Source organism: Modestobacter sp. VKM Ac-2984 (assembly GCF_026967985.1).
In the GTDB taxonomy this organism is placed as follows: Bacteria; Actinomycetota; Actinomycetes; order Mycobacteriales; family Geodermatophilaceae; genus Modestobacter.
In genome coordinates this window covers 276,728-299,217 of sequence record NZ_JAPVBJ010000001.1, presented here as the reverse complement: position 1 = coordinate 299,217, position 22,490 = coordinate 276,728, and the positions used below count along the sequence as shown (strand labels likewise).

Here is a 22,490-nt window from a genome sequence, read left to right as displayed (position 1 = left end):
TCACCGCCGGCGGCCCGGGGTCCGTCAGACCGTGAAGACGTCGATCAGCCGGTTCAGCTCCCGGGAGAGCTGGTCCAGCTCCCGGGCAGCGGTGCGGGCGAAGTCGACGTCGGCGGCGGTGCGGTCGGCGTCGGTGGTGACGTCGTTCATCGTGTCGGTCACCGAGCTGGCCCCGTCGGCCACCGAGCTGACGCTGCGGGACAGCTCGTTGGTGACCGCCGTCTGCTCCTCCACCGCGCTGGCGATGGTGGTCTGGTGGTCGTTCATCTCCCGGATGACCGCGACGATCTGACTGATCGAACCGACCGCGGCGCTGGTGTCGGCCTGGATCGACTGCACCCGCTGGTGGATCTCCTCGCTGGCCCGCGAGGACTCCTGGGCCAGCTCCTTGACCTCGGTGGCGACCACGGCGAAGCCCTTGCCCGCCTCACCGGCCCGCGCCGCCTCGATGGTGGCGTTGAGCGCCAGCAGGTTGGTCTGCTCGGCGACGGCGGAGATGACCTTGACCACGTCGCTGATCTCCCGCGAGCTGGTGCCCAGGGCGGCGATCGCGATCTCGGTGCTGGCGGCCAGCTCGACGGCACCCTGACCGACGTGGCTGGCGTCGCTCGCGCTGCGGGCGATCTCCCGGATCGCCGAGCCCATCTGCTCTGCCCCGGCCGCCGCGGACGTCACGCCGGCGCTGATGTCCGTGGCCGCCTGGTGGGCGTGCCGGGCCTGGTCCCGGCTGCGGGTGGCGCGTTCGCTCAGCCCGTCGGCCACCCGGGCCACGCCGGAGGCGGAGACCGCGAGCGACCCGGCAGCGGAGCCGATGTCCCGGATCGTGCCGGCCACCTTGTCGACGAACCGGTTGAAGGCGCCGGCGAGCTCGCCGACCTCGTCCTGTGCCGAGTCGTCGACCCGCTGGGTCAGGTCGCCCTCGCCGTCGGCGATCTCGGCCATCCGCTGCCGCAGTGCGTCCAGCGGCGCGGTCAGCCGGCGGCCCAGCCACCAGGCGAGCGCCAGCCCGGCGAGCCCGACCAGCACGGCACAGACCACCAGTGCGCTGAACATCGCGGAACGACCCTCGTCGAGCCGGTCGACGGCGGCGGCGAAGTCGCTGTCCTGTGCGTCGACCACCAGCACCCAGTCCCAGGGTGCGTAGTAGCTGACCTGCACCGTGTGCGAGCCGGTCACGGCGTCGCGGTACCGGACGGTCGCCTGCTCACCCGGCTGCAGCCCGACGGCGGCTGCCACCACCTCCTGGATCCAGGGCTCGCCGTCGGCGTCCTGCGCCTCCAGCAGGGAGGTGCCCTCCGACTGGCCGTCCTGGCTGATCAGCACCGTGCCGGCGCGGTCGCCGGTGCCGCCGAGGGCCCAGACGGTGCCGTTCTCCCCGGCGGTGGTGGTCTGCAGGCTCTCCCGCAGGGCGGGCAGGTTCTCCTGCTTCACGCCGACGTACAGCATGCCGATGACCTGGCCGGCCTCGTCGAGCAGCGGCTCGTAGGCGGTGACGTACCAGGAGTCGACGACGAACGCCGTCCCGCGGTAGGTCTGTCCGCTGAGCACGGCCGAGAGGACGGGGTTGGGTGTCCCGTCCGCGCCCACCAAGGGGATGTAGGTGCCGATCGCCCGGGTGCCGGTGGCGCTGACCACGTTGGTCGCCACCCGGAGCATGTCCCCGGCGGGGTTCATCCGCTGGAAGACCGTCGCGGTGCCACCGACCAGGTCCTGCACCTGGTCCACGACCGGGGTGGGCACCGCGACGTCGGCGTTCTTGCCCAGCCACGTCCCGCCGACCTCGACGCGGGGGAGCGCGACGGGGACGACCTCGCTGGTCACCTGGTTCTTCGCGTCCCAGGCGACGGTGTTGCGGGTGGCCGAGCCGAGCCCGAAACCGCCGGCCTGCTCCAGCACGTAGCCGGCCACCTGCAGGTCGCTGTCGACGGCCGCGGCCGTGGAGTCGCCCTGGCTCGAGACGACGTCGTACACGCCGTCGGCGGTCTGCTCGATGCTCTGCTGGACCATCTCGCGGACATCGGCCTTGGCGTCGTCGGCGAACTCCTCGCTCTGCCAGGCGCTCACCCCGAGCATGGCCGCCGCCGTCACGGTGACGCTGGCCACAGCCAGCGCCACCACCTTCGTCCTGATGTCCTTGCGCACGTGTGCTCCCCTGGCCCGCTTCCCCAGACGGGAGAGATCCCCGCCTCGCGCAGCTCATCGGCAGTCGAGTCGATCTTCGGTACCGGTGGGACAGCAGGGGCGTCCCACCAGCCGGACGGGATCCCCGGAGGGGGAGCGGTGCGCCGTACCCTCAGGGGGTGAGCCTCCCTGAACCCGCCGAGCTCCTGCCGGACCTGGACCGGTGGCGGGGACTGCCCGCCGCCCAGCAGCCGGAGTGGCCCGACCGGGCCGCCGTCGACGCCGTGCTGTCGACCCTGTCGAGCGTGCCGCCCATCGTGGCGCCGGCCGAGGTCGACACCCTGCGCCAACAGCTGGCCGACGTCGCCCAGGGCAAGGCCTTCCTGCTGCAGGGCGGCGACTGTGCCGAGACGTTCGACCTGAACACCGAGCCGCACCTGCAGGCGACCACGCGCACGCTGCTGCAGATGGCCGTCGTCCTCACCTACGGGGCGAGCGTGCCGGTGGTCAAGGTGGGCCGGGTGGCCGGGCAGTACGCCAAGCCCCGCTCGTCCAACACCGACGCGCTCGGGCTGCCGTCCTACCGCGGCGACATGGTCAACTCGCTGAACCCGGTGCTGGCGGAGCGGATCCCCGACCCGAACCGGCTGGTGCGTGCCTACGCCAACTCGGCGGCGGCGATGAACATGATCCGCGCCTACGCCCGGGGCGGGCTGGCCGACCTGCACGCGGTGCACGACTGGAACAAGGACTTCGTCGCCAGCTCCCCGGCCGGCGTGCGGTACGAGGTCATCGCCCAGGAGATCGACCGTGCGCTGGCCTTCATGAAGGCCTGCGGCATCGACGACGCGGCGCTGCGCGGCGTGGAGCTCTACAGCAGCCACGAGGCGCTGATCCTGGACTACGAGCGCGCCCTGACCCGGATGTACGAGGGCCGCCCGTACGCGCTGAGCGCGCACTTCGTCTGGGTCGGCGAGCGCACCCGGCAGATGGACGGCGCGCACATCGAGTTCGTCTCCAAGCTGGCCAACCCGATCGGGGTGAAGATCGGTCCGGGCACCACCCCGGAGCAGGCGACCGAGCTGGTCGAGCGGCTGGACCCCGACGGCGTCCCCGGCCGGCTCACGCTGATCAGCCGGATGGGCAACGGCAAGATCCGCGACGTCCTGCCCGGGATCGTGGAGAAGGTCACCGCCAGCGGCCACCAGGTGGTGTGGCAGTGCGACCCGATGCACGGCAACACCCACGAGTCGCCCAGCGGGTACAAGACCCGGCACTTCGACCGGGTGGTCGACGAGGTGCTGGGCTTCTTCGACGTGCACCGCGGGCTGGGCACCTGGCCCGGCGGCATCCACGTCGAGCTCACCGGTGAGGACGTCACCGAGTGCCTGGGCGGGGCCATGGAGATCAGCGACGCCGACCTGAACAGCCGGTACGAGACGGCCTGCGACCCGCGGCTGAACACCGGTCAGTCGCTGGAACTGGCGTTCCTGGTCACCGAGATGCTGCGCAGCTGATGTACGGCATCGACACCGACGGCCCGGCCACCCGCGGGGACGTCGTGGACCTGCGCTCGGACACGCTGACCCGGCCGACCCCGGCGATGCGCCGGGCGATGGCCGAGGCGGAGGTGGGCGACGACGTCTACCGCGAGGACCCGACGGTCAACGCGTTGGAGGCCCGGGTCGCCGAGCTGTTCGGCCACGAGGCCGCGTTGTTCGTGCCGTCCGGGACGATGGGCAACCAGATCGGCTTGCGGCTGGTCTGCGAGCCCGGCCAGGAAGTGCTCGGGGACGCCGACGCGCACGTCCTCACCTACGAGATGGGTGCCGCGGCGGCGCTGTTCGGGCTCTCCTCCCGCACCGTCGTCTCCGAGGGGGGCCGGCTGTCGGCCGACCAGCTGATCGCCCAGGTGCGCCCGCACGGGGACTGGCACCTCACCGCGACGGCCGCGATCGCCGTGGAGAACACCCACAACCGCGGCGGCGGGTTGGTGCAGCCGCTCGCCGAGCTGGAGCGGCTGTTCGCCTGGTCCCGCACCGCCAGGGTCAACGTGCACCTCGACGGCGCCCGGGTCTTCAACGCCTCCGTGGCCTCCGGCGTCCCGCTGGCCACCTACGGGCGGCTGGCCGACACCGCGTCGGTGTGCCTGTCCAAGGGGCTCGGCGCACCGGTCGGGTCGGTGCTGGTCGCCAGCGCCGAGCGGATCGCCGCGGCCCGGCTGTGGCGCAAGCGGCTCGGCGGCGGGATGCGCCAGGTCGGGGTCCTCGCCGCGGCTGCCTCCTACGCGCTGGACCACCACCTCGACCGGCTGGCCACCGACCACGAGCACGCCCGCCTGCTCGCCGAGCGCCTCGGCGTCGACCCGGCGACGGTGGAGACCAACATGGTGGTCGTCGACGACGTCCCCGCCCCGGCCGTGGCCGAGGCGGCCAAGGCCCAGGGGGTGCTGGTCGGCCAGGTCAGCGCCCGGCGGGTCCGGCTGGTCACCCACCTGGACGTCGACCGGGACGGCGTGGAGCGGGCCGCCAAGGTGCTCACCCAGGTGATCGGCGACCTCGCAGGCTGAGCCGGCGACGGGGTCAGCGGCGCCCCTGGCGGCGCTCCTGGCGGCGGAGCACCGCACGGCGCAGCGCGCTGTGACACCACCACGTCGAGAAGCCGGTCGAGACGGGGTTCACCGCCCGGCGCAGCCGTCGCCCGGCTCGGGACATCCCCCACCTACCCGGATCGCGGCGCCACCGGCCGCCCGGCCGATGATGCCGCAGCCGGACCCGTCCGACACCCGGCGAGCACTCGCGCGCAGGTGATCACCACTGCCAGAGTGGTGTCCTCGTCCGCGCCCGCGGTCGAGTCCGCGTCGCCTTCGACTCGAAGAGGTCCCCCGTGCCAGAAGTCGAACCCGCCCTGGGCACCACGCCGCTGTTGCTGATCGCCGTGGGTGCCGTCGCCGTGCTGCTCGTCCTGATCATGAAGTTCAAGGTGCACGCCTTCGTGGCGCTGGTGCTGGTCAGCCTGCTGACCGCGCTGGCCACCGGCATCCCCATCGGGGACGTCATCGACACGCTGCTGGCCGGGTTCGGCTCGACGCTGGCCGCCGTCGCGCTGCTCGTCGGGCTGGGCGCGATGATCGGCAAGCTGCTCGAGGTCACCGGCGGCGCCACCGTGCTGGCGGACTCGTTGATCAACCGGTTCGGCGAGAAGCGGGCCCCCCTCGCGCTGGGGGTCGCGTCCCTGCTGTTCGGTTTCCCGATCTTCTTCGACGCCGGCTTCGTCGTCTTCCTGCCGATCATCTTCAGCGTCGCCCGCAAGTTCGGTGGGTCGGTGCTGCTCTACGCACTGCCCTCGGCGGGGGCCTTCGCGGTCATGCACGCCTTCGTGCCGCCGCACCCCGGGCCGGTCGGCGCCGGTGACATCCTGGGCGCCGACATCGGGCTCCTGGTCGTCGTCGGCCTGGTCATCGGCCTGCCCACCTGGTTCATCTCCTGCTATCTGTTCAGCAAGTGGATCGGCCGGCAGGTCATGGTGCCGATCCCCTCCACCATGGCCGGCCGCAAGTCCGAGGCCGACGACCCCCGGGTCGACACCGACGTCGACGACGCGGCCGGCCCGGACGGTGGCGTCACGGGCGGCACGGGCGGCACGGGCGGCACGGGTGGCGGCGCCACCGTGACCGCCGGGACGGCGACGTCGACGGCCACCCGGACCGGACCGCCGAAGTTCAGCACCGTGCTGGCCCTGCTGCTCCTGCCGCTGGTGCTCATCCTGCTCAACACCGGCTTCAACACCCTGGCCACGGCCGGCGCGGTCGACGGCGAGGCCGGCTGGCTGGACTGGGTGACCCTGCTCGGCCAGACGCCGGTGGCGCTGCTGATCACGCTCCTGGTTGCCGCCACGGTGCTCAGCCGCGAGCGGTTCTCGCGCTCGGAGACCGAGGACCTGCTCAACTCCTCGATCGGTCCGGTCGCGGCGATCATCCTGATCACCGGTGCCGGCGGCATGTTCGGCGGGGTGCTGCGCGCCAGCGGCATCGGCACCGCGCTGGCCGAGAGCCTGGAGTCGATCGGCCTGCCGGTGATCGTCGCGGCCTTCGTGATCGCGACCTGCCTGCGGGTCGCCCAGGGGTCGGCGACGGTGGCGCTGCTGACCACCGCCGCACTGATCGCCCCGGCCGTCGCGGAGAACGACCTGTCCCGGCTGGACACCGCGCTGGTGGTCATCGCGATCGCCTGTGGGGCCACCGTGCTCTCGCACGTCAACGACTCCGGGTTCTGGCTGGTCGGCCGGTTCCTGGAGATGGACGTGAAGACGACCCTGAAGACCTGGACGGTGATGGAGACGCTGATCGGGGTGGTCGGTTTCGCCATCGCCTGGGCGCTGAGCCTGGTCGTCTAGCGCCCGATCGTGGCCGGCCGGGTCGCCCGCGCGAGCGGACGACCCGGCCGACCGCGGCTCACCAGGTGCTGAACAACAGGTCGTTGTCCTCGGTGCGCGTCGTGGCCACCCGGTCCTTGGTGGCCGCCGCGGTGATCGCCTCGGCCACCGCGGCCGGGGAGGCGGCGGGGTCGCCCTCCAGGTAGAGCGCTGCGACGCCGGCCACGTGCGGGGTGGCCATCGACGTCCCGCTGATCGTGTTGGTGGCCGTGTTCGCGGTGTGCCATGCGCTGGTGATGCCCACGCCCGGTGCGAACAGGTCGACGCAGGCGCCGTAGTTGCTGAACGAGGCCGGTGCGTCGGAACGGTCGGTGGCGCCGACGGTGAGGGCGGCGTCCACCCGGGACGGGGACCCGGCGCAGGCGTCCTGCGGGACCCCGGCGGCGTCGCCGTTCCCGGCGGCGATGGCGTAGCCGACCCCGTCGGCGATGGACCGCTCCACGGCCCGGTCCAGCGCGCTGCTGGCGCCGCCGCCCAGGCTCATGTTGGCCACCGCCGGGGCGCCCGCCCGGTGGTGGGCGGTGACCCAGTCGATCCCGGCTATGACGCCGGCGGTGGTGCCGCTGCCGGCGCAGTCCAGCACCCGGACGGCGACCAGCCGCACCCCCTTGGCCACCCCGTACCGCGAGCCGCCGACGGTGCCTGCGACGTGCGTGCCGTGCCCGTTGCAGTCGTCGGCCCGCCCGCCGTCCACCGCGTCGTAGCCGGAGACCGCACGGCCACCGAGGTCGCGGTGCGCGAGCCGGATGCCGGTGTCGATGACGTAGGCGGTGACGCCTGCGCCGGTGGCGCCCCAGCTGTAGGAGCCGCTGAGCGGCAGGTCCCGCTGATCGGTGCGGTCCAGGCCCCAGGTGGCGTTGGACTGGGTGGCCTCCAGCTGCACCGGGGCGTCCCGTTCGACGGCGGCGACCCCGGGGAGCGTGGCGAGCCGGGCGGCGACCTCGGGGCGCAGCGTGACCGCGAAGCCGTCCAGCGCCGCGGTGTAGACGTGCTCGACGTGGCCACCCAGCCGGGAGGTGGCCAGGGCGGCGACGGAGGCGGGCACCGAACCGGGGGTGAGGCTGACGATGTAGGTGGCCGCATCGCCCGGGGCGGCGGCGGCGGTCCCGGTGGTGAGGCCCACGCCGGTGAGGGTGAGGGCGGCCACGGCGGCGGTGGCCAGGGTCCTGCGGATGTGCACGGCGGTTCTCCTCGGTCCAGGTCGTCGCAATCAGCTGCGAGTTCGACACGGAGAGTGAAACCGTTGGGTTGTACCAGTGGAAGGTGCCAGGCCGTGGAATCGGTTGCGTCCGGCGTTTCCTGCCACTCGGCGAGTCGCGGCAGAGGCGGGTCAGCCGGGGACGAGAACGCCGTCGCGCAGGGCACAGAGCAGCGCGATGTCCTTGGCGTGGCCGTCGTCGGCGCTGGGGGTCTCCACGACCACCGGGACCCCGGCCATCGCCGGGTGGGTGAGCAGCTCGGCGAACGGCGCGGCACCGATCGAGCCGGCCCCGATGGTGGTGTGCCGGTCGCGGGTGGAGCCGCAGCCGTCGAGGGAGTCGTTGGCGTGCACGAGCCCCAGCCGGCCCGGGCCGACGGTGGCCTCCAGTGCCGCCAGGGTGGCGGCCATCCCGCCCGGGGTGGCGAGGTCGTGCCCGGCGGCCCAGGCGTGGCAGGTGTCGAAGCAGACGCCCACGGCCGGGTGGTGGTCCAGGGCGGCCAGGTAGGGGCCCAGGTCCTCGACGGTCGCCGCCAGGGACCTGCCCCCGCCGGCGGTCGGCTCGATCAGCAGCCGGGGTGCGCCCTCGGGGAGCTCGTCGAGCACCGGCAGCAGCCGCTCGTGCAGCTGGGCCAGCGCGTCCTCGTACCGGTCGGCGTCGACCGCTGAACCGGCGTGCACCACGACCCCCGCGCACCCGAGCTGGGTGGCCCGGGCGAGGTTGTGCCGGATCGTCGCGATCGACTGCTCGACCGTCGCCTCGTTCGGGGACCCGACGTTCACCAGGAACGGCGTGTGCACAAAGGAGGGCACCCCGCGCTCGGCGCACCCGGCGGTGAACGCGGCGTCCTGCACCGGGTCACCGGCGCTGGGCCGCCAGCCGCGCGGGTTCCCGACGAACACCTGGACGGCGCGGGCGCCGACGGCGTCGGTGTAGGCGAGCCCACCCTTGGCCAGGCCGCCCTTGATCTGGATGTGCGCCCCGATCGCGGGCAGCACGGCAGGAGAGGGGGTCACGGGGTGCAGGTCACCCGAACGTCACCAGGATGGTGACCGACGAGCCCAGGTCGACGACCTCGCCGGCCCCGGGGGTCTGCCGCAGCACCTGGTTGCCGAAGAACTGGGTGACCTCGGCCTCCAGGCCGGCCTCCTCGAGGGTGGCGATCGCCTCCTCGCGGCTCTTGCCGGTGACGTCGGGGACCGCCACCTGGGGCAGGCCCTCGGACACCGTGATCGTCACCGGGCTGCCGTAGGGCTGCGCGCCCGCACCGGGCCCGGGGCTGACCGCCATGACCGCGCCGGTGGCGACGTCGGCGCTGCGACCGGTGGCCCGCTCGACGGTGAAGCCCAGCTGCTCGAGGTTGCTCTCGGCGGCGTCCGGCCTCTGACCGACGACGTTGGGCACCGCGACGGGCGCCCGGCCGGAGGAGACCACGACGGTGACGGTGTCACCGCGCTTGAGCTCCGTGCCCGGCGCGGGGTCGAAGCGGATCACGTTGCCCGAGTCGACGTCGTCGCTGTAGTCCTCCTCGGTGGCGAAGGCCAGGTCGGGGAACTGGGTCTGCAGCTGGGCGAGGACGGCCTCGGCGGGCTGGCCGGCCAGCGCCGGGTCGACCGCGAAGCGCTCCGGCCCCTTGGAGACGACGATCTCCACGTCCGAGCCGCGGATCGCCTCGCCCGCGGCGGGCTCGGCGGCGATCACCGCACCGGGCGGGACGGTCTCGCTGAACCGCTCCTCGGTCAGCACCGGGTCCAGGCCGGCCTCCTGCAGCAGGCCGACCGCGGTGTCCTGGTCCTTGTTGAGCAGGTCGGGGACCTCGGTCCAGCGCCCGACGCCCAGCCACCAGCCGATCGCGCCGATGGTCACCGCGAGCAGCAGCACCACCGCGATGCCCAGCTGGGCACGGCGACGGCGGATGTGCGGGGGCACCCCGGGGCGGACGGCGGGCGGACGCGGGCCGATGCCCGGGCGGGCGCCCCCCACGGCGGTGGTCGCGCCCGAGCCCATGCCCGGCAGCACCGTGGTGCCCCGGCCGCGGTCCACCGGGCCGCCGATCACCTCGGTGCGCGGGTCGCCGGCGCGCCCGCCCGGCGCGCTGGGCTGCCGGGGGCGGGGCGCGGTCGGGCGGTTGGTCGGGCGGAGCGTGGCCGGGTTGTCGGCGGGCAGGCCCGTGGGCACCGGGACGCGGGCCAGGCCCAGGTCGGCGCGCAGGTCGGTCAGCTCGGCCAGGAAGGCGCCGGCGTCCAGCGGCCGGGCCGCCGGGTCGCGCCGGGTGGTCCGGGTGACCAGCTCGTCGACCTGCCACGGCACCGTCGGCACCTCGCCCGAGGGCACCGGCACGTCGTGGTGCACGTGCTGGTACGCGACCGCCAGCGGGGTGTCGCCGGCGTAGGGGGGGTGGCCGGTGAGCAGCTCGTACAGCATCACGCCGGCGGCGTAGACGTCGCTGCGGGCGTCGCTGCGGCCGCGTTCGAGCTGCTCGGGGGAGAGGTAGGCGACCGTGCCGATGAGCACGCCGCCGGTGTGGCTGGTCTGCCCGGTGCCGGCCACCGCGCGGGCGAGCCCGAAGTCGGCGACCTTGACCTGGCCGTCGGTGGAGATGAGCACGTTCTCCGGCTTGACGTCGCGGTGCGCGATCCCGGCCCGGTGGGCCGCGGTCAGCCCGGACAGCACCGGCTCCAGGACGGCGAACGCCTCGCCCACGGTCAGCCGGCCGCGGGCCTGCAGCAGGTCGCGCAGCGTGCGGCCGCGGACCAGCTCCATGACCAGGTAGACCAGCCCCTGGTCGCTGCCCTGGTCGCTGACCGACACCACGTTGACGTGGCTGAGCATCGCGGTGGCCCGGGCCTCCCGGGTGAACCGATCGACGAAGGCGGGGTCGTGCGCCAGGTGCTCGGCCATCACCTTGACGGCCACGGTGCGGTGCAGGCGCAGGTCGGTGGCGGCGTAGACGGTGGACATGCCGCCACGTGCCAGACGCTCCTCGAGGCGGTAGCGCCCCTCGAGGACGAGGCCGACCACGGGGTCGGTCACGACGGTCTCCACACCGGCGAGTCTAGGAGCGGATCGGGGTGCGTGGCCCGAACGACGCGAGCTGGCAGGTCACGGTCTGGACTCCAGGGACCTGGAGTGACCAGGTGGACGCGTGGGGCCGCCCGAGGTGGTCGGTCCGGGGCGCCGGTGGCCAGTGGGGCGGCTGTGCCCGGACGGCGCGCCGACCCGTCGTTCACCGGCCGGGCCACGGCCGGGTGACGGTGTCGCGCGGCACCGCCCGCACGTCGTCGACTCCGCACAGGGCCATGGTGTGGGCCAGCTCCTCGGTCAGCCCGCTGATCACCCGGGCCACGCCGTCGGCGCCCCCGGTGGCCAGCCCCCACACCGTGGGCCGGCCGAGGAAGACCGCCCGGGCGCCCAGCGCCAGGGCGGTGAGGGCGTCGGACCCGGTGCGGATGCCCCCGTCGACGTAGACCTCGGCCTCGTCCCCGACCGCCTCGACCACCTCCGGCAGCGCCTCGGCGCTGGCGACCGCCGGGTCGGCCTGCCGCCCACCGTGCGTGGAGACCCACACCGCCGCGGCCCCGGCGGCCACGCAGCAGGCCGCGTCGTCGCCGCGCAGCACCCCCTTGACCACCACCGGCAGCCCGGAGACGTCGGCGAACCGGCCGATGTCGGCGAAGGTCCAGGTCGGCGTCTCGGCGGCCGCCAGCGGCGGCTGGGGCCCCGTCACGGGCGGGTGGTTGGCCAGCCGGAGCCCCGCGGGCAGCGCGAAGTCGTGCCGCAGGTCGCGGTGCCGGCGACCGAGCACCGGCAGGTCGACGGTGAGCACGAGCGCGCCGTAGCCCGCCTGCCCGGCGCGGCGGGCCAGGTCGTCGGTGTGGGCGGGGGAGTGCAGCCGGTAGAGCTGGAACCAGCGGGGCCCGGCCGGGCGGGCGGCGGCGACCTCCTCCAGCGAGGTCGTCGCGCTGGTCGACACGGTCATCAGCGCGCCGGTCGTGGCCGCGCCGCGGGCCGTGGCCAGCTCGCCGTCCGGGTGCGCCATCGCCTGGTAGGCCCACGGGGCGACCCCGATCGGGGTGGCCACCTCCGCGCCCAGCAGCGTGGTGCCCAGCTGCGGGCTCGCGATCCCCCGCAGCACCCGGGGGCGCAGCCGCCACGCCCGCCAGGCGGCCGGCGCCTCGGCCAGGGTCGTCTCGGTGCCGGCGCCGCCGGCGTAGTAGTCGGCGACGTCGGCCGGCAACAGCTGCCTGGCCCGCTCGGCGAGCGCGTCGAGGTCCAGGTACGGCGGCTCGCGGCCGGGTTCGTCCGGGACGGCCGGGGCATCGCTGCTCCGCTGCGGCTGGCTGAGTCGGGGACCGTTCGCCGGGGCTGCACTGTGCGCCATAGGCTGGCAGCCTATGGACACGTACACCCCCGCGGAGGTCGCCGAGCAGCTCGGCGTCTCGACGAACAAGGTCCGTCAGCTGATCGCCGAGCGGAAGCTCATGGCCGTGCCCGGCAGCGGCAACAGCAAGATCCCGGTGGACTTCGTGCAGGACGGGGTCATCCTCAAGCACCTGCCCGGCCTGCTCACGGTGCTCTACGACGGCCGGTTCACCGACGAGGAGGCCTTCGAGTGGCTGTTCCGCGAGGACGACTCGCTGCCGGGCACGCCGGTGCAGGCCCTGCGGGACGACCGGCACACCGAGGTCACCCGCCGGGCCCAGGCCCTGGCGCTGTAGCCGCCCGCCGATGGGGCACCTGACCTACCTTGCGCTGCTGGTCGGCTGCCTGGTCGTGACTGCACCGCTGGAGCTGCTGCTCGGCGTCCGGGTCTACGCGCGCTGGCGCCGGCTGCTGCTGGCGGTCGTGCCCGAGCTGGTGGTCTTCCTGACCTGGGTGCTCTACGCCATCTCCGCCGGGCACTGGGACTACAGCAGCACCCGGACCATCGACGTCCGGCTGCCCGGGGGGATCCCGGTGGAGGAGGTGCTCTTCTTCCTCGTCGTCCCGCTGTGCGCGGTGCTGGCGCTGGAGGCGGTCCGGAAGGTGACCGGCTGGGACGCCGGCTACCCGGCCGAGGAGGCCCTCCCGAGCGAGGAGGTGGGGCGGCGATGACGTACTCGACGATCGCGGTGGTCGTGCTGGTCGCCGTCCTGGTGATCGACCTGGCGGTGCTGCGCACCCGGATGGTGACCCGGCCGGTGTTCTGGGTGGCCTACGCGATCATCATCACCTTCCAGCTGCTGATGAACGGCGTGCTCACCGGGCTCGACGTGGTCACCTACGACCCGGCGGCCATCTGGGGGCCGCGGATCGCCTACGCCCCGGTCGAGGACCTGCTGTTCGGCTTCGCCCTGGTGCTGCTGACCCTGGCCAGCTGGGCGGCGGTCAACCGGCGGGCGAACACGGCCAGACGCCGCGGCCTGGACACCCGCACCCGGCGGTCCAGCACCCGGTAGTCGGCGCGCTCGATCTCGGTGAGGATCCCGCCGTAGAGGGCGGTGGCCGCGCGCACGCAGTCCCGGGACTCGCGGGCCAGCATCGGGGTGCCCGGTGCCGCGTCGTCGTAGCGGCGCCGGGTGACCGCGATCATCTCCCGCATCAGCTCGGCGAAGCCGGGGGAGTGCCGCTTGGCGGCCAGCTGCTCCCGGGTGACCCCGTGCGCGGCCATCAGGTCCGCCGGCAGGTACACCCGGCCGCGGTCGACGTCCTCGGCGACGTCGCGTAGGAAGTTGGTCAGCTGGAACGCCTCGCCCAGCGCGATCGCGTGCGGTGCGGCCTCCTCCCGGGCGACCCCGGGGGCGGTGCCCAGCACTGGTAGCACCTGCAGGCCGATCACCGAGGCCGAGCCCCACATGTACCGGTCCAGCGCGGCCAGGTCGGCGTAGCCGCTGACGTCGAGATCGCTGGTCATCGCGGCCAGGAAGTCGACCAGGTGCTCCATCGGGATGTCGTAGCGGCGGTAGGTGTGCACCAGCGCCAGCCGCACCGGGTCGTCGGACCAGCCGGCCTCGACCTCCTCCAGCGCCGCCTTCGACCAGGCCAGCAGCTCGCCCTCGGGGTCCCGGCCGGGCAGGTCGGCGCCGACGTCGACGATGTCGTCGGCCACCCGGGCGGCCGCGTACAGCGCGTGGATCGCGGCCCGGCGGTCCGGGGTGAGCAGTCGGGTGGCCAGGAAGTAGGACTTGCCGTGCTCGGCGGCGATCCCGCGGCACACGGCGTAGGCGGCGTCCAGCCGGGCCTGTTGCTGTACCCGGGTGGGCGGCGGTGCGGTGGTCATCCCTGCGCCCCCGTGATCCGCTCGGCGGCCAGCCGGCCGCTGATCACCACCATCGGCACCCCGACGCCGGGCTGGACCGACGAACCGGCCAGGACGACGTTCTGCGGCCCGCTGCGGGGGAGGGTGGACGGCCGGAACGGCCCGGTCTGCCCGAAGGTGTGCGCCAGCGCGAACGGGGTGCCCGCGGCCATGCCCTGGGCGGCCCAGTCGACCGGGGTGAGCAGCTCCTCGACCTCGATCGACCCGCCGATCCCGGTCCAGCCGCGCGTCTCCAGGGTGGCCAGCAGCTCCTCGCGGTAGCGGGGGGCCAGCGCCGGCCAGTCCAGGTCGGGGTTGCCGCCGCTGCGCGGGTCCAGGTTCGGGGTCGGGGCGACGACGCTGAGCACCTGGCCGCCCTCGGGCGCGAGCGAGCGGTCGGTCACCGAGGGCATGCTGATCAGCAGGCTCGGGTCGCTCATCGGGCGGCCGTCGCGGGTGAGCTCGGCGAAGACCTGCTCCCAGGCCGCGCCGAAGCTGATCGTGTGGTGCGCCTGGCCGGGCAGCTCGGCCCGCACCCCCACGTGCAGTGCCACGCAGGACGGTGAGTAGACCGGGCGCCGTGGCCCGCGCAGCCCGGGCACCAGCCGGTGCGGGGCGTCGGCGGTGACCACCACGGCGTCGGCGGGCAGCAGGTCCCCGCCCTCGAGCGCCACCCCGGTGACCCGGCCGCCGGCCAGCTCCAGCTCGGCCACCTCGGTGCCGTACCGGAACTCCACCCCGGCGTCGGCGGCGGCCGCGGCCATCGCCCGGGGGACGGCGCCGATCCCGCCCTGCGGGTGCCAGACGCCGGCCCCGATGTCGAGCTGGGCGATGACCGCGTAGGCGGCGATCGCCCGGAACGGGGAGACCCCGGCGTAGAGCGCCTGGAAGCTGAACAGCCGGCGCAGCCGGTCGTCGGTGAACGCCGCTTCGACGTGCTTGGACAGCCGGCGGAACCCGCCGCGGCGGACCAGGGACAGCAGCTCGGGGCCCAGCAGGTCCAGCGGGGAGTCCAGGTTGCGGTCGATAAAGGTCCGCAGCTGCAGCTCGTAGAGCTCGGCGAGGTCGTCGAGGTAGCGGAGCAGGGCCGCGGCCTCGCCGGCGCCGCACAGCCGCTCGACCTCGGCGGCGAAGGCGGTCCGGTCGGCGTGCACGTCCAGGTGCGACCCGTCGGCGAACTGGGCGCGGTAGGTGGTGTCCAGGGCGGTGAGGGTCAGCCGGTCGGACATCGTCTCGCCGACCGCGGCGAAGGCGTCGGCGACCAGCTCGGGGGCGGTGAACACCGAGGGGCCGGTGTCCAGGGCGTACCCGGAGCGCTCGACCCGGCCGGCCCGCCCGCCGGGGCCGGGGCAGCGGTCGACGACGGTGACCTCGCGTCCGGCGCCGCGCAGCCGCAACGCCGCGGACAGGCCGGCCAGGCCGGCCCCGATCACCACGATCCGGTCGGTGCGCCCGGGGACGGTGCGCAGGGTCGTCCTCACGCGGTTCGGATGGTGGCGGCCACGGCGAGGGCGTCCAGCGCGGCGCGCGCCTCGTCGCTGATGGGTGCCGCCGCGATGGCCGCGCGGGCCACGGCCGTCCGGTCGGCGATCCGCTCCTCCACCCGGCTGCGGGCGCCGGTCTCCTCCAGCAGGGTGCGCAGCGCGGCCAGCTGCTCCGGACCGGCGTCCGGGTCGCCGAGCGCCCTGGTCAACAGCCGCAGGCCGGCCTCGCCGGCCCGCTCCTCGGCCAGCGCGATCAGCAGGGTCTGCTTGCCCTCGCGCAGGTCGTCGTCGACGGACTTGCCGGTGACGGCGGGGTCGCCGAAGACGCCGAGCACGTCGTCGCGGAGCTGGAAGGCCTCGCCGAGCGGCAGGCCGATGGCGGTGTAGGCCTCGCTGACGTCGGGGCCGGCACCGGCGATCGCGGCGCCGAGCTGCAGCGGCCGCTGCACCGTGTAGCCGGCGCTCTTGTACCGGGCCACGGTCAGGGCGCCCCCGGGCCCGGGCAGCCCACCGGCGGCGCGCAGCAGGTCCAGGTACTGCCCGGCGGTGACCTCGGTGCGCATGGTGTCCCAGACCCCCCGGGCCCGGGCCAGCGCCGGCGCGGAGATGCCCGACCGGCGCAGCAGCTCGTCGGACCAGACCAGGGCCAGGTCGCCGACGAGGATCGCGGCCCCCACGCCGAAACCGGTGGCGTCGCCGTTCAGGCCGTCGTCGACGTGCCGGGTCGCGAAGCCGATGTGGGTCGCCGGGCGGCCGCGGCGGGTCAGTGCGCCGTCCATCACGTCGTCGTGGACCAGCGCGCTGGCGTGCACGAACTCCACCGCGGCGACGGCGCGCAGCACGTCGGCGTCGGCCTCGGCGACGCCGGCCGCACCGGCCGTGGCCCCGCGCCAGCCCCAGTAGGCGAACAGCGGCCGCAGCCGCTTCCCGCCCTCGGCCAGGGCGCGGACCTCGTCGACGACCGGGACGAGCGAGTCGTCCATCGCAGCCAGCGTCTGCCGCTGCTCGGCCAGGAACCCGGCCAGCGCGGCGGCGACCGCCGCGCGGACCCGCTCCTCGTCGGCGGCCCCCGGCTGGACCGGGCCCCGGACGGGCGGCTGGCGGCGTTGGGTCCCGGCGGTCACCGGGCCAGTATCGCCCGCCGTGATCCGACGTTGCCCGTTCACCCTGGCTGGTGCGGCCGTCGTCTCCACTGGGCCTCCTCCTCTGCCGGCCTCGCCGGCCCGCCGTGTCGCGGGCCGTCCGTGCGCCGTCCGGGGTTGCTTCTGTCTCGACCCCGCCGGTGGATGCACCCGGCCGGGACGCCCCCTGCGGCGGTCGGTGCACGGCCGGTGACCCGCGCGCACGTAGGCTCGCCTGCCATGACCGGCACCGTGCGCGAGCTGCTCCAGACCGAGCGGCCCACCTGGTCGTTCGAGTTCTTCCCCCCGCGTGACGCGGCGGCGGAGACCCAGCTGTGGACGGCGCTGCGCCAGCTGGAGCAGCTGCGGCCCTCCTTCGTGTCGGTTACCTACGGCGCCGGCGGGTCGACCCGCGAGGGCACCGTGTCGGTGACCGAGCGCATCGCCACCGACACCACCATGCTCCCGATGGCCCACCTGACCGCGGTCGACCACAGCGTCGCCGAGCTCCGGCACGTGGTGAGCCGGCTCGCGGCCGCGGGCGTGCGGAACCTGCTCGCGTTGCGCGGCGACCCGCCGGGTGCCGACCCGCAGGGGGAGTGGGTGGCCCACCCGCAGGGCCTCCGGTACGCCGCCGAGCTGGTCGAGCTGATCAAGGGCATCGGCGACTTCTCCGTGGGCGTGGCCGCCTTCCCCGAGCGGCACCCCCGCTCGGCGGACTTCGACACCGACACCGACATGTTCGTCGCGAAGTGCCGGGCCGGTGCCGACTTCGCCATCACCCAGATGTTCTTCCGGGTCGAGGACTACCTGCGGCTGCGGGACCGGGTCGCGGCCCGCGGCTGCGACGTGCCGGTCCTCGCCGGGGTGATGCCGGTGACCAACGCCCGGCAGATCACCCGGATCGTGCAGCTGTCCGGGCAGGCGTTCCCGGCGGACCTGGCCGAGCGGTTCGCCGCGCTGGACGGCGACCGCCCCGAGGACAAGCGCGCGGTGCGAGCGCTCGGTGTCGAGGTGGCCACCCAGATGTGCCGCCAGCTGCTGGACGAGGGCGTCCCCGGCATCCACTTCATCACCATGAACCGCTCGACGGCCACGCGTGAGGTGTACGCCAACCTGGCCGGCGTGCCGGCGGCCTGAGGTTCAGCGGGACAGCAGCTCCTCGGCCTCCAGCGCCGCCCGCCGCAGCCCCTGCCGTTCGGCCGCGTAGCCACCGGCGACCCCGACGACCGGGAACTGGGCCAGCGCCCGGTGCCGGAGCTTCCCCTTCGGCCGGGCGTCCAGGGCGTCGTCGATCCGGCTGAGCAGCCGGGCGGCCCGCCACAGGCTGCGCGCGACGCCCCGCGCCCCGGAGCGGTCCTCGCCCAGCGCCTCGTCGACGTAGACCCCGCGGGTGCGGTCCAGCAGCGGCTGGACCCGGTCGGCCGGCAGATCGCGGTCCAGCAGCACCCGGGCGAGCAGCGACACCCGGTCCGCGGGACGGTCGAGGTCGTGCTCCCCGGCCACGCCGAGGACGACGAGGGCCTGCACCGCCGAGCCGACGGTGTTCTGCAGCGGCAGCAGGTCGGCCAGCTTGCCGGCGAAGCGCGGCGCGGCCGAGACGCCGGCGGCCACCCGGCTGACCTGGTCGGCCCACCAGGCGGCCCGCTCGGCCGGGGACAGCCGCGGCGGGCGCCCCAGCCGCTGGGCGAGCGGGTTCAGCCCACGGTCGACACGGCGGAGGACGTCGACGACGACGGCGTCGCTGATCGGGGCGGCCATGCCCGCGACCCTAGGTGGCCACCGACCGGGGAGCCGGTCGGCAGGGTCCGGTCGGCAGGGTCGGTCGGCCCCCGGGTACGACGTCAGCCCTGGCGGAGCTGGCTGCAGTCGGCCGGGTCCAGCTGCACCGGGGGACCGGCGGCCAGCTGGGCCAGCACGATCGACTGCACCAGCGCGTCCGCGGGCAGCTGGCCGTGCGACACCTCGGCGTCGGCACAGACCGACTGCACGGGCAGGTTGAGCGCGCCGTCCAGCGCGGCCGACGCCACCGGCGTGACGGTCTCGTCCTGCGTCGTCCACACCGACACCCAGCTGGGGCCGGCCGGCGTCTCGTCGCCGGCGTTCAGCTCGGCGAGCAGCGGGCTGTCGGTGGTCAGCTGCTGGCAGGCGTCCGGGCACTCCGCGGCCAGGAACCGGGCGGCCAGGTCGGCGATGGCCGTGCCGTGGTGCGGGGAGCCCAGGGTGAGCACCCGCCGGGCCTGCTCCGCTCCGCCGTCGGCCGCCCACAGTCGGGCGATCACCCCTCCGGCGGAGTAGCCGACGACGTCCACGCTGCCGGCGCCGGTGCGCGCCAGCGCCGCATCGACCGCGGTGCCCAGCACCGCCGCGGAGGCGGCCAGGTCCCCGGTGCCGTCGCCCGGCACCGGGACGACGGTGGCGTCCCGCCCGCTGGCGGTGAGCCGGTCGGCGAGCGGCTGCAGCGAGCCGACCGAGCCGCCGTACCCGGGCACCAGCAGCACCGGGCCCGGGGTGAGCTCCTCGACGGCGGCCGGCCCGGATCCGCCGTCCGGGCCGGTCAGCCGGGCGACGGCGAGGGCCGCGACGGCCACCACCGCGACCAGCGCCAGCAGCGCGAGCGCGAGACGACGACGGGCGGGGGAGAGGCCGGCGAGCACCAGCCCACTGTCCCTGCTCCGGACACCGGGCTGCCCGCTTCGTGGTGGACTGCACACCGTGCTGAGCCGCGACGAGTACCTGGTGGCCTGGTCACGCTGGCACGGGGGCACCGACCCGGCCGAGAGCCGGCTGGTGCGCGGCTGGTTGTCCCTGGCCTACACCCTGGCGGTGCCGCTGGCCCGGCTCTCCCCGCTGGCCGCCACCGCGCTGGGGCTGCTGGTCGCGGTGGCCGCGATCGCGCCGGCCGCCGCGGGCGGGGCCTGGCTGATCGCGGCCGGCGTGCTCATCGGGCTGTCCGGCCTGCTGGACTCCCTGGACGGCGCCCTGGCCATCGCCGGCGGGCGCGCCTCCCGGCGTGGGTTCGTGCTGGACTCCGCCGTCGACCGGCTGACCGAGGCCGGCTACGCCGTGGCCTTCTGGGTCGCCGGCGCCCCGGGTTGGCTGGCCGCCGCCTTCGGTGCGCTGTGCTGGCTGCCGGACTACCTGCGCGCCCGCGCCGGGCAGGCCGGCGTGCACGAGACCGGGGCCGTCTCGGTCTGGGAGCGGCCCAGCCGGGTGGCGATGGCGGCGCTCGGGCTGGGCGGCGCCGGGGTCGTCTCCCTCCTGGACGTGGAGCTGGAGCTGGCGGGCGCCGACGCGGTCGTGCTCGCCGTCGGCTGCGCTGCGGCGGTCGGCTGCCTGCTGGGCGTCATCGGGACGGCGCAGCTCGGGGTCCAGCTGCGCCGGGCGCTGGCCGACTGACCGCAGCACCTCCACGGGCGGGCACGTGCCGCGGCTCCTACGCTGTTCCCGCCCCGGCGTCCGTTCCCGGCCGGGGTCCGCAGGCCGATGGTGGCCGCCGTCCCCGGAGAGAGTCGCCCTCATGCCCGTCGTCGTGACCGGTTCCATCGCCACCGACCACCTGATGACCTTCCCCGGGAGGTTCACCGACCAGTTCGTCGAGGGCAAGATGGAGAACGTCTCGCTCTCCTTCCTGGTCGACGACCTGGTGCAGCACCGCGGCGGTGCCGGGGCGAACATGGCCTACGGGCTCGGGCTGCTGGGGCAGGGCCCGGTGCTGGTCGGCGCGGTGGGCAACGACTTCGCCGACTACGACGCCTGGCTGAGCCGGCACGGCGTGGACACCGGCAGCGTGCGCTGGTCGGAGCTGAAGCACACCGCCCGCTTCGTCTGCACCACCGACGCGGCGAACAACCAGATCGCGTCGTTCTACTCCGGGGCGATGTCCGAGGCGGCGCTGATCGAGCTGGCCCCGGTGGCGGCGCGCGTCGGTGACCTGGACCTGGTGATCATCGGGCCGAACGACCCGACGGCGATGGTGCAGCACACGCAGGAGTGCCGGCAGCGGGGCTACCCGTTCCTGGCCGACCCCTCGCAGCAGCTGGCCTGGGCCGACGGGGAGATGATCCGCGAGCTCGTCGACGGCGCCGACCTGCTGTTCACCAACGAGTACGAGCACGCCCTGCTGCTGCAGAAGACCGGCTGGGACGACGCCGAGGTGCTCGCCCGGGTGGGCACCTGGGTCACCACCCAGGCCGCCAAGGGCGTGCGGGTCGAGCAGGCCGGGGAGGCGACGATCGAGGTGATCGCCGTCCCGGAGACCAAGCCGGTGGAGCCGACCGGCGGTGGTGACGCACTGCGTGCCGGGTTCGTGGCCGCTCTCCAGTGGGGGCTCGGCGTCGAGCGCGCCACCCAGGTCGGGTCCGCGGTCGCCACCGCCGCGGTCGAGGTGATCGGCACGCAGGAGTACACGCTGCCGCGCGCGCCGTTCCTGGAGCGGTTCGCCGAGGCGTTCGGTGCCGACGCCGCCGACGAGGTGGCCCCGCACCTGCCGGGCTGACGACGGGTCCCGCTGCGCCCGGCACCCGCGAGCTCGCGCCGGGACCCTGCAGCGGGGCCACCGTCCCGGTCGGACGTCACCCCCCGCGGAGGCGGTCGCCGATGGCCGGGTCCTCGGTCCAGCTGCGGTAGGGGATCCGGCGGATCTCCTTGACCTCGCCGATCGTCGACCACTCGTTGCCGCCGAGCCGGGCCAGCGGTTGCAGCTGCTCGATCCGCGGCCGGCCGTCCCGGACGACGCTGTCCCACGCCGAGACGTGCACCACCCGGCCGAACACCACCGTGCTGTCGCCCAGCCGCAGCGTCGCGTGCAGCACGCACTCCAGGGCCACCGGCGACTGGGCGACCCGCATCGTGGTGACCCGGTCGCTGGGCTCCAGGGTGACCCCGGTGTGCTCGGCCTCGCTCTGGTCCGGCGGGAAGTCGGTCGCGGTGGCGTTGACCTGCTCGAACAGCGCCTCCGGGGTGAGGCTGATGGTGAACTCGCCGCTGTCCTCGACGTTGCGCAGCGAGTCCTTGCGGCCCACCGAGGTGAACTGGACGACCGGCGGGTCGACGCAGGCCACCGTGTAGAAGGAGTGCGGTGCCAGGTTGTGCACCCCCTCCGCCGAGCGGCTGCAGACCCAGGCGATCGGCCGGGGCACCACCACCGAGTTCAGCACCCGGTAGAAGGCACCGGTCTCCATCTCCGCCGGGTCGAAGGAGACGCGCGGCGGACTGCTCTGCTCGGTCACCGGGCCATCGTCGCCGACCGGGTCGCCGGGCTCAGCTCCGGCCCTGCCCGTCCGGCGGGTGCTCGGCGCGCCAGGTGTCGAAGGCGCCGAGGAAGGACTCGGCCATCCGCTGCTCGGTGACCAGCAGGTCGCGGTCCCGGTCGTCGACCATCCGGTCGCTCAGCGCCATGGTGTTGAACCGGATGGCGCGGAAGTAGGGGATGAAGGAGCTGGGCTTGAACGCGCGCTTGGACGGCTGCGGGGCCACACCCTCCGGGGCCCACGGCGCCGGTTCGGGGAGCGCGGGGAGCCCGAGGGCCTCGATGGCGGTGAGCACCGGCTCGTCGTCGGTGCGGTCGGTGAAGTCCCGGGACAGCTCCCGGAACACCTCGCGGCCGTCCGGGGCCACGACGACGACGACCGGCCGGAAGATCGACGCGTCGGTGTCCCAGGCGTCCAGCGGCTTCGCGAGCCGGGTGCCGTCGGGGTCGCTGGCCCACCGGAACGGCAGGTGCCAGGTGTGGTCCATCGCGAGCTGGACCTCGGGCGGGTCGACCGAGGCGAGCACCACCTCGGCGCCGGCGGCGGTGACGCGGGGCAGGGACTGGGCCAGACGGACCGCCTGGGCGCAGCAGTAGGGCTAC

The 22,490-nt window shown here is 74.7% G+C and carries 19 protein-coding genes and 2 pseudogenes; 9 read left to right on the top strand and 12 right to left on the bottom strand.

Annotated features, from left to right (window positions below; all coding sequences use genetic code 11):
- Nucleotides 1-24: 24 nt before the first annotated feature.
- Nucleotides 25-2,142, bottom strand: coding sequence for a methyl-accepting chemotaxis protein (locus tag O2W16_RS01435; RefSeq protein ID WP_269157015.1), 2,118 nt, complete (start codon nt 2,140-2,142; stop codon nt 25-27).
- Nucleotides 2,143-2,300: 158 nt separating this feature from the next.
- On the opposite strand from O2W16_RS01435, the gene O2W16_RS01430 reads away from it, so the two are divergent.
- From O2W16_RS01430 to O2W16_RS01420, 3 genes are all read left to right on the top strand, one after another.
- A complete protein-coding gene (locus tag O2W16_RS01430) occupies nt 2,301-3,638 on the top strand; it encodes a class II 3-deoxy-7-phosphoheptulonate synthase (protein ID WP_269157014.1) in 1,338 nt (445 codons plus the stop codon).
- A complete protein-coding gene (locus tag O2W16_RS01425) occupies nt 3,638-4,690 on the top strand; it encodes a threonine aldolase family protein (protein WP_269157013.1) in 1,053 nt (350 codons plus the stop codon). The genes O2W16_RS01430 and O2W16_RS01425 overlap by 1 nt, the downstream gene beginning before the upstream one ends.
- A 317-nt stretch (nt 4,691-5,007) precedes the next feature.
- Nucleotides 5,008-6,516 (top strand): GntP family permease, encoded by a 1,509-nt coding sequence (locus O2W16_RS01420; protein WP_269157012.1) that lies wholly within the window; start codon nt 5,008-5,010, stop codon nt 6,514-6,516.
- A 58-nt stretch (nt 6,517-6,574) separates the two neighbouring features.
- Here O2W16_RS01420 and O2W16_RS01415 read toward each other — a convergent pair whose 3' ends face one another.
- From O2W16_RS01415 to O2W16_RS01400, 4 genes are all read right to left on the bottom strand, one after another.
- Nucleotides 6,575-7,735, bottom strand: coding sequence for a S8 family peptidase (locus O2W16_RS01415; protein ID WP_269157011.1), 1,161 nt, complete (start codon nt 7,733-7,735; stop codon nt 6,575-6,577).
- A gap of 150 nt (nt 7,736-7,885) precedes the next feature.
- A complete protein-coding gene (locus tag O2W16_RS01410; protein WP_269157010.1) occupies nt 7,886-8,770 on the bottom strand; it encodes a deoxyribonuclease IV in 885 nt (294 codons plus the stop codon).
- A 10-nt stretch (nt 8,771-8,780) separates the two neighbouring features.
- A complete protein-coding gene (locus O2W16_RS01405; RefSeq protein ID WP_269157009.1) occupies nt 8,781-10,787 on the bottom strand; it encodes a Stk1 family PASTA domain-containing Ser/Thr kinase in 2,007 nt (668 codons plus the stop codon).
- Between the two features lie 193 nt (nt 10,788-10,980).
- Nucleotides 10,981-12,135: an alpha-hydroxy acid oxidase gene (locus O2W16_RS01400; RefSeq protein ID WP_269157008.1), complete on the bottom strand. Its 1,155-nt coding sequence runs from the start codon at nt 12,133-12,135 to the stop codon at nt 10,981-10,983.
- A 13-nt stretch (nt 12,136-12,148) separates the two neighbouring features.
- On the opposite strand from O2W16_RS01400, the gene O2W16_RS01395 reads away from it, so the two are divergent.
- From O2W16_RS01395 to O2W16_RS01385, 3 genes and pseudogenes are all read left to right on the top strand, one after another.
- Complete coding sequence (locus O2W16_RS01395) at nt 12,149-12,472, top strand: Rv2175c family DNA-binding protein (protein WP_269157007.1); 324 nt, start codon at nt 12,149-12,151, stop codon at nt 12,470-12,472.
- Nucleotides 12,473-12,482: 10 nt separating this feature from the next.
- Nucleotides 12,483-12,848 (top strand): lycopene cyclase domain-containing protein, encoded by a 366-nt coding sequence (locus tag O2W16_RS01390; protein WP_269157006.1) that lies wholly within the window; start codon nt 12,483-12,485, stop codon nt 12,846-12,848.
- Nucleotides 12,845-13,054: pseudogene (locus O2W16_RS01385) on the top strand (lycopene cyclase domain-containing protein); the annotation flags it as partial. The gene O2W16_RS01390 and the pseudogene O2W16_RS01385, both read left to right, overlap by 4 nt.
- Here O2W16_RS01385 and O2W16_RS01380 read toward each other — a convergent pair.
- From O2W16_RS01380 to O2W16_RS01370, 3 genes are read right to left on the bottom strand one after another with little or no spacing between them, the layout of a single operon-like run.
- Nucleotides 13,051-14,013, bottom strand: a complete 963-nt coding sequence (locus tag O2W16_RS01380; protein ID WP_269157005.1) for a phytoene/squalene synthase family protein — start codon at nt 14,011-14,013, stop codon at nt 13,051-13,053. The pseudogene O2W16_RS01385 and the gene O2W16_RS01380 overlap by 4 nt on opposite strands.
- The gene (gene crtI / locus O2W16_RS01375) at nt 14,010-15,512 is read right to left on the bottom strand and encodes a phytoene desaturase family protein (RefSeq protein ID WP_269157004.1); all 1,503 of its coding nucleotides are present in this window, start codon (nt 15,510-15,512) and stop codon (nt 14,010-14,012) included. Before crtI ends, O2W16_RS01380 begins: the two co-directional genes overlap by 4 nt.
- Nucleotides 15,509-16,639: a polyprenyl synthetase family protein gene (locus O2W16_RS01370; protein ID WP_269157003.1), complete on the bottom strand. Its 1,131-nt coding sequence runs from the start codon at nt 16,637-16,639 to the stop codon at nt 15,509-15,511. Before O2W16_RS01370 ends, crtI begins: the two co-directional genes overlap by 4 nt.
- A gap of 237 nt (nt 16,640-16,876) precedes the next feature.
- Here O2W16_RS01370 and metF point away from each other — a divergent pair, with 237 nt between their 5' ends.
- Nucleotides 16,877-17,776 (top strand): methylenetetrahydrofolate reductase [NAD(P)H], encoded by a 900-nt coding sequence (gene metF, locus O2W16_RS01365; RefSeq protein WP_269157002.1) that lies wholly within the window; start codon nt 16,877-16,879, stop codon nt 17,774-17,776.
- 3 nt (nt 17,777-17,779) lie between these two features.
- Here metF and O2W16_RS01360 read toward each other — a convergent pair whose 3' ends face one another.
- Both O2W16_RS01360 and O2W16_RS01355 read right to left on the bottom strand, forming a co-directional pair.
- A complete protein-coding gene (locus O2W16_RS01360; protein ID WP_269157001.1) occupies nt 17,780-18,397 on the bottom strand; it encodes a hypothetical protein in 618 nt (205 codons plus the stop codon).
- A gap of 83 nt (nt 18,398-18,480) precedes the next feature.
- Nucleotides 18,481-19,293, bottom strand: a complete 813-nt coding sequence (locus tag O2W16_RS01355) for a lipase family alpha/beta hydrolase (RefSeq protein ID WP_269157000.1) — start codon at nt 19,291-19,293, stop codon at nt 18,481-18,483.
- A 58-nt stretch (nt 19,294-19,351) separates the two neighbouring features.
- Here O2W16_RS01355 and O2W16_RS01350 point away from each other — a divergent pair, with 58 nt between their 5' ends.
- Both O2W16_RS01350 and O2W16_RS01345 read left to right on the top strand, forming a co-directional pair.
- A complete protein-coding gene (locus O2W16_RS01350; RefSeq protein ID WP_269156999.1) occupies nt 19,352-20,035 on the top strand; it encodes a CDP-alcohol phosphatidyltransferase family protein in 684 nt (227 codons plus the stop codon).
- A gap of 121 nt (nt 20,036-20,156) precedes the next feature.
- A complete protein-coding gene (locus O2W16_RS01345) occupies nt 20,157-21,134 on the top strand; it encodes a carbohydrate kinase family protein (RefSeq protein WP_269156998.1) in 978 nt (325 codons plus the stop codon).
- Nucleotides 21,135-21,210: 76 nt separating this feature from the next.
- On the opposite strand, the gene O2W16_RS01340 is transcribed toward O2W16_RS01345, so the two are convergent.
- On the bottom strand, nt 21,211-21,867 hold the full coding sequence (locus tag O2W16_RS01340; RefSeq protein ID WP_269156997.1) for a flavin reductase family protein: 657 nt from the start codon (nt 21,865-21,867) through the stop codon (nt 21,211-21,213).
- Nucleotides 21,868-21,898: 31 nt separating this feature from the next.
- Nucleotides 21,899-22,474: pseudogene (locus O2W16_RS01335) on the bottom strand (peroxiredoxin family protein); the annotation flags it as partial.
- Nucleotides 22,475-22,490 lie beyond the last annotated feature (16 nt).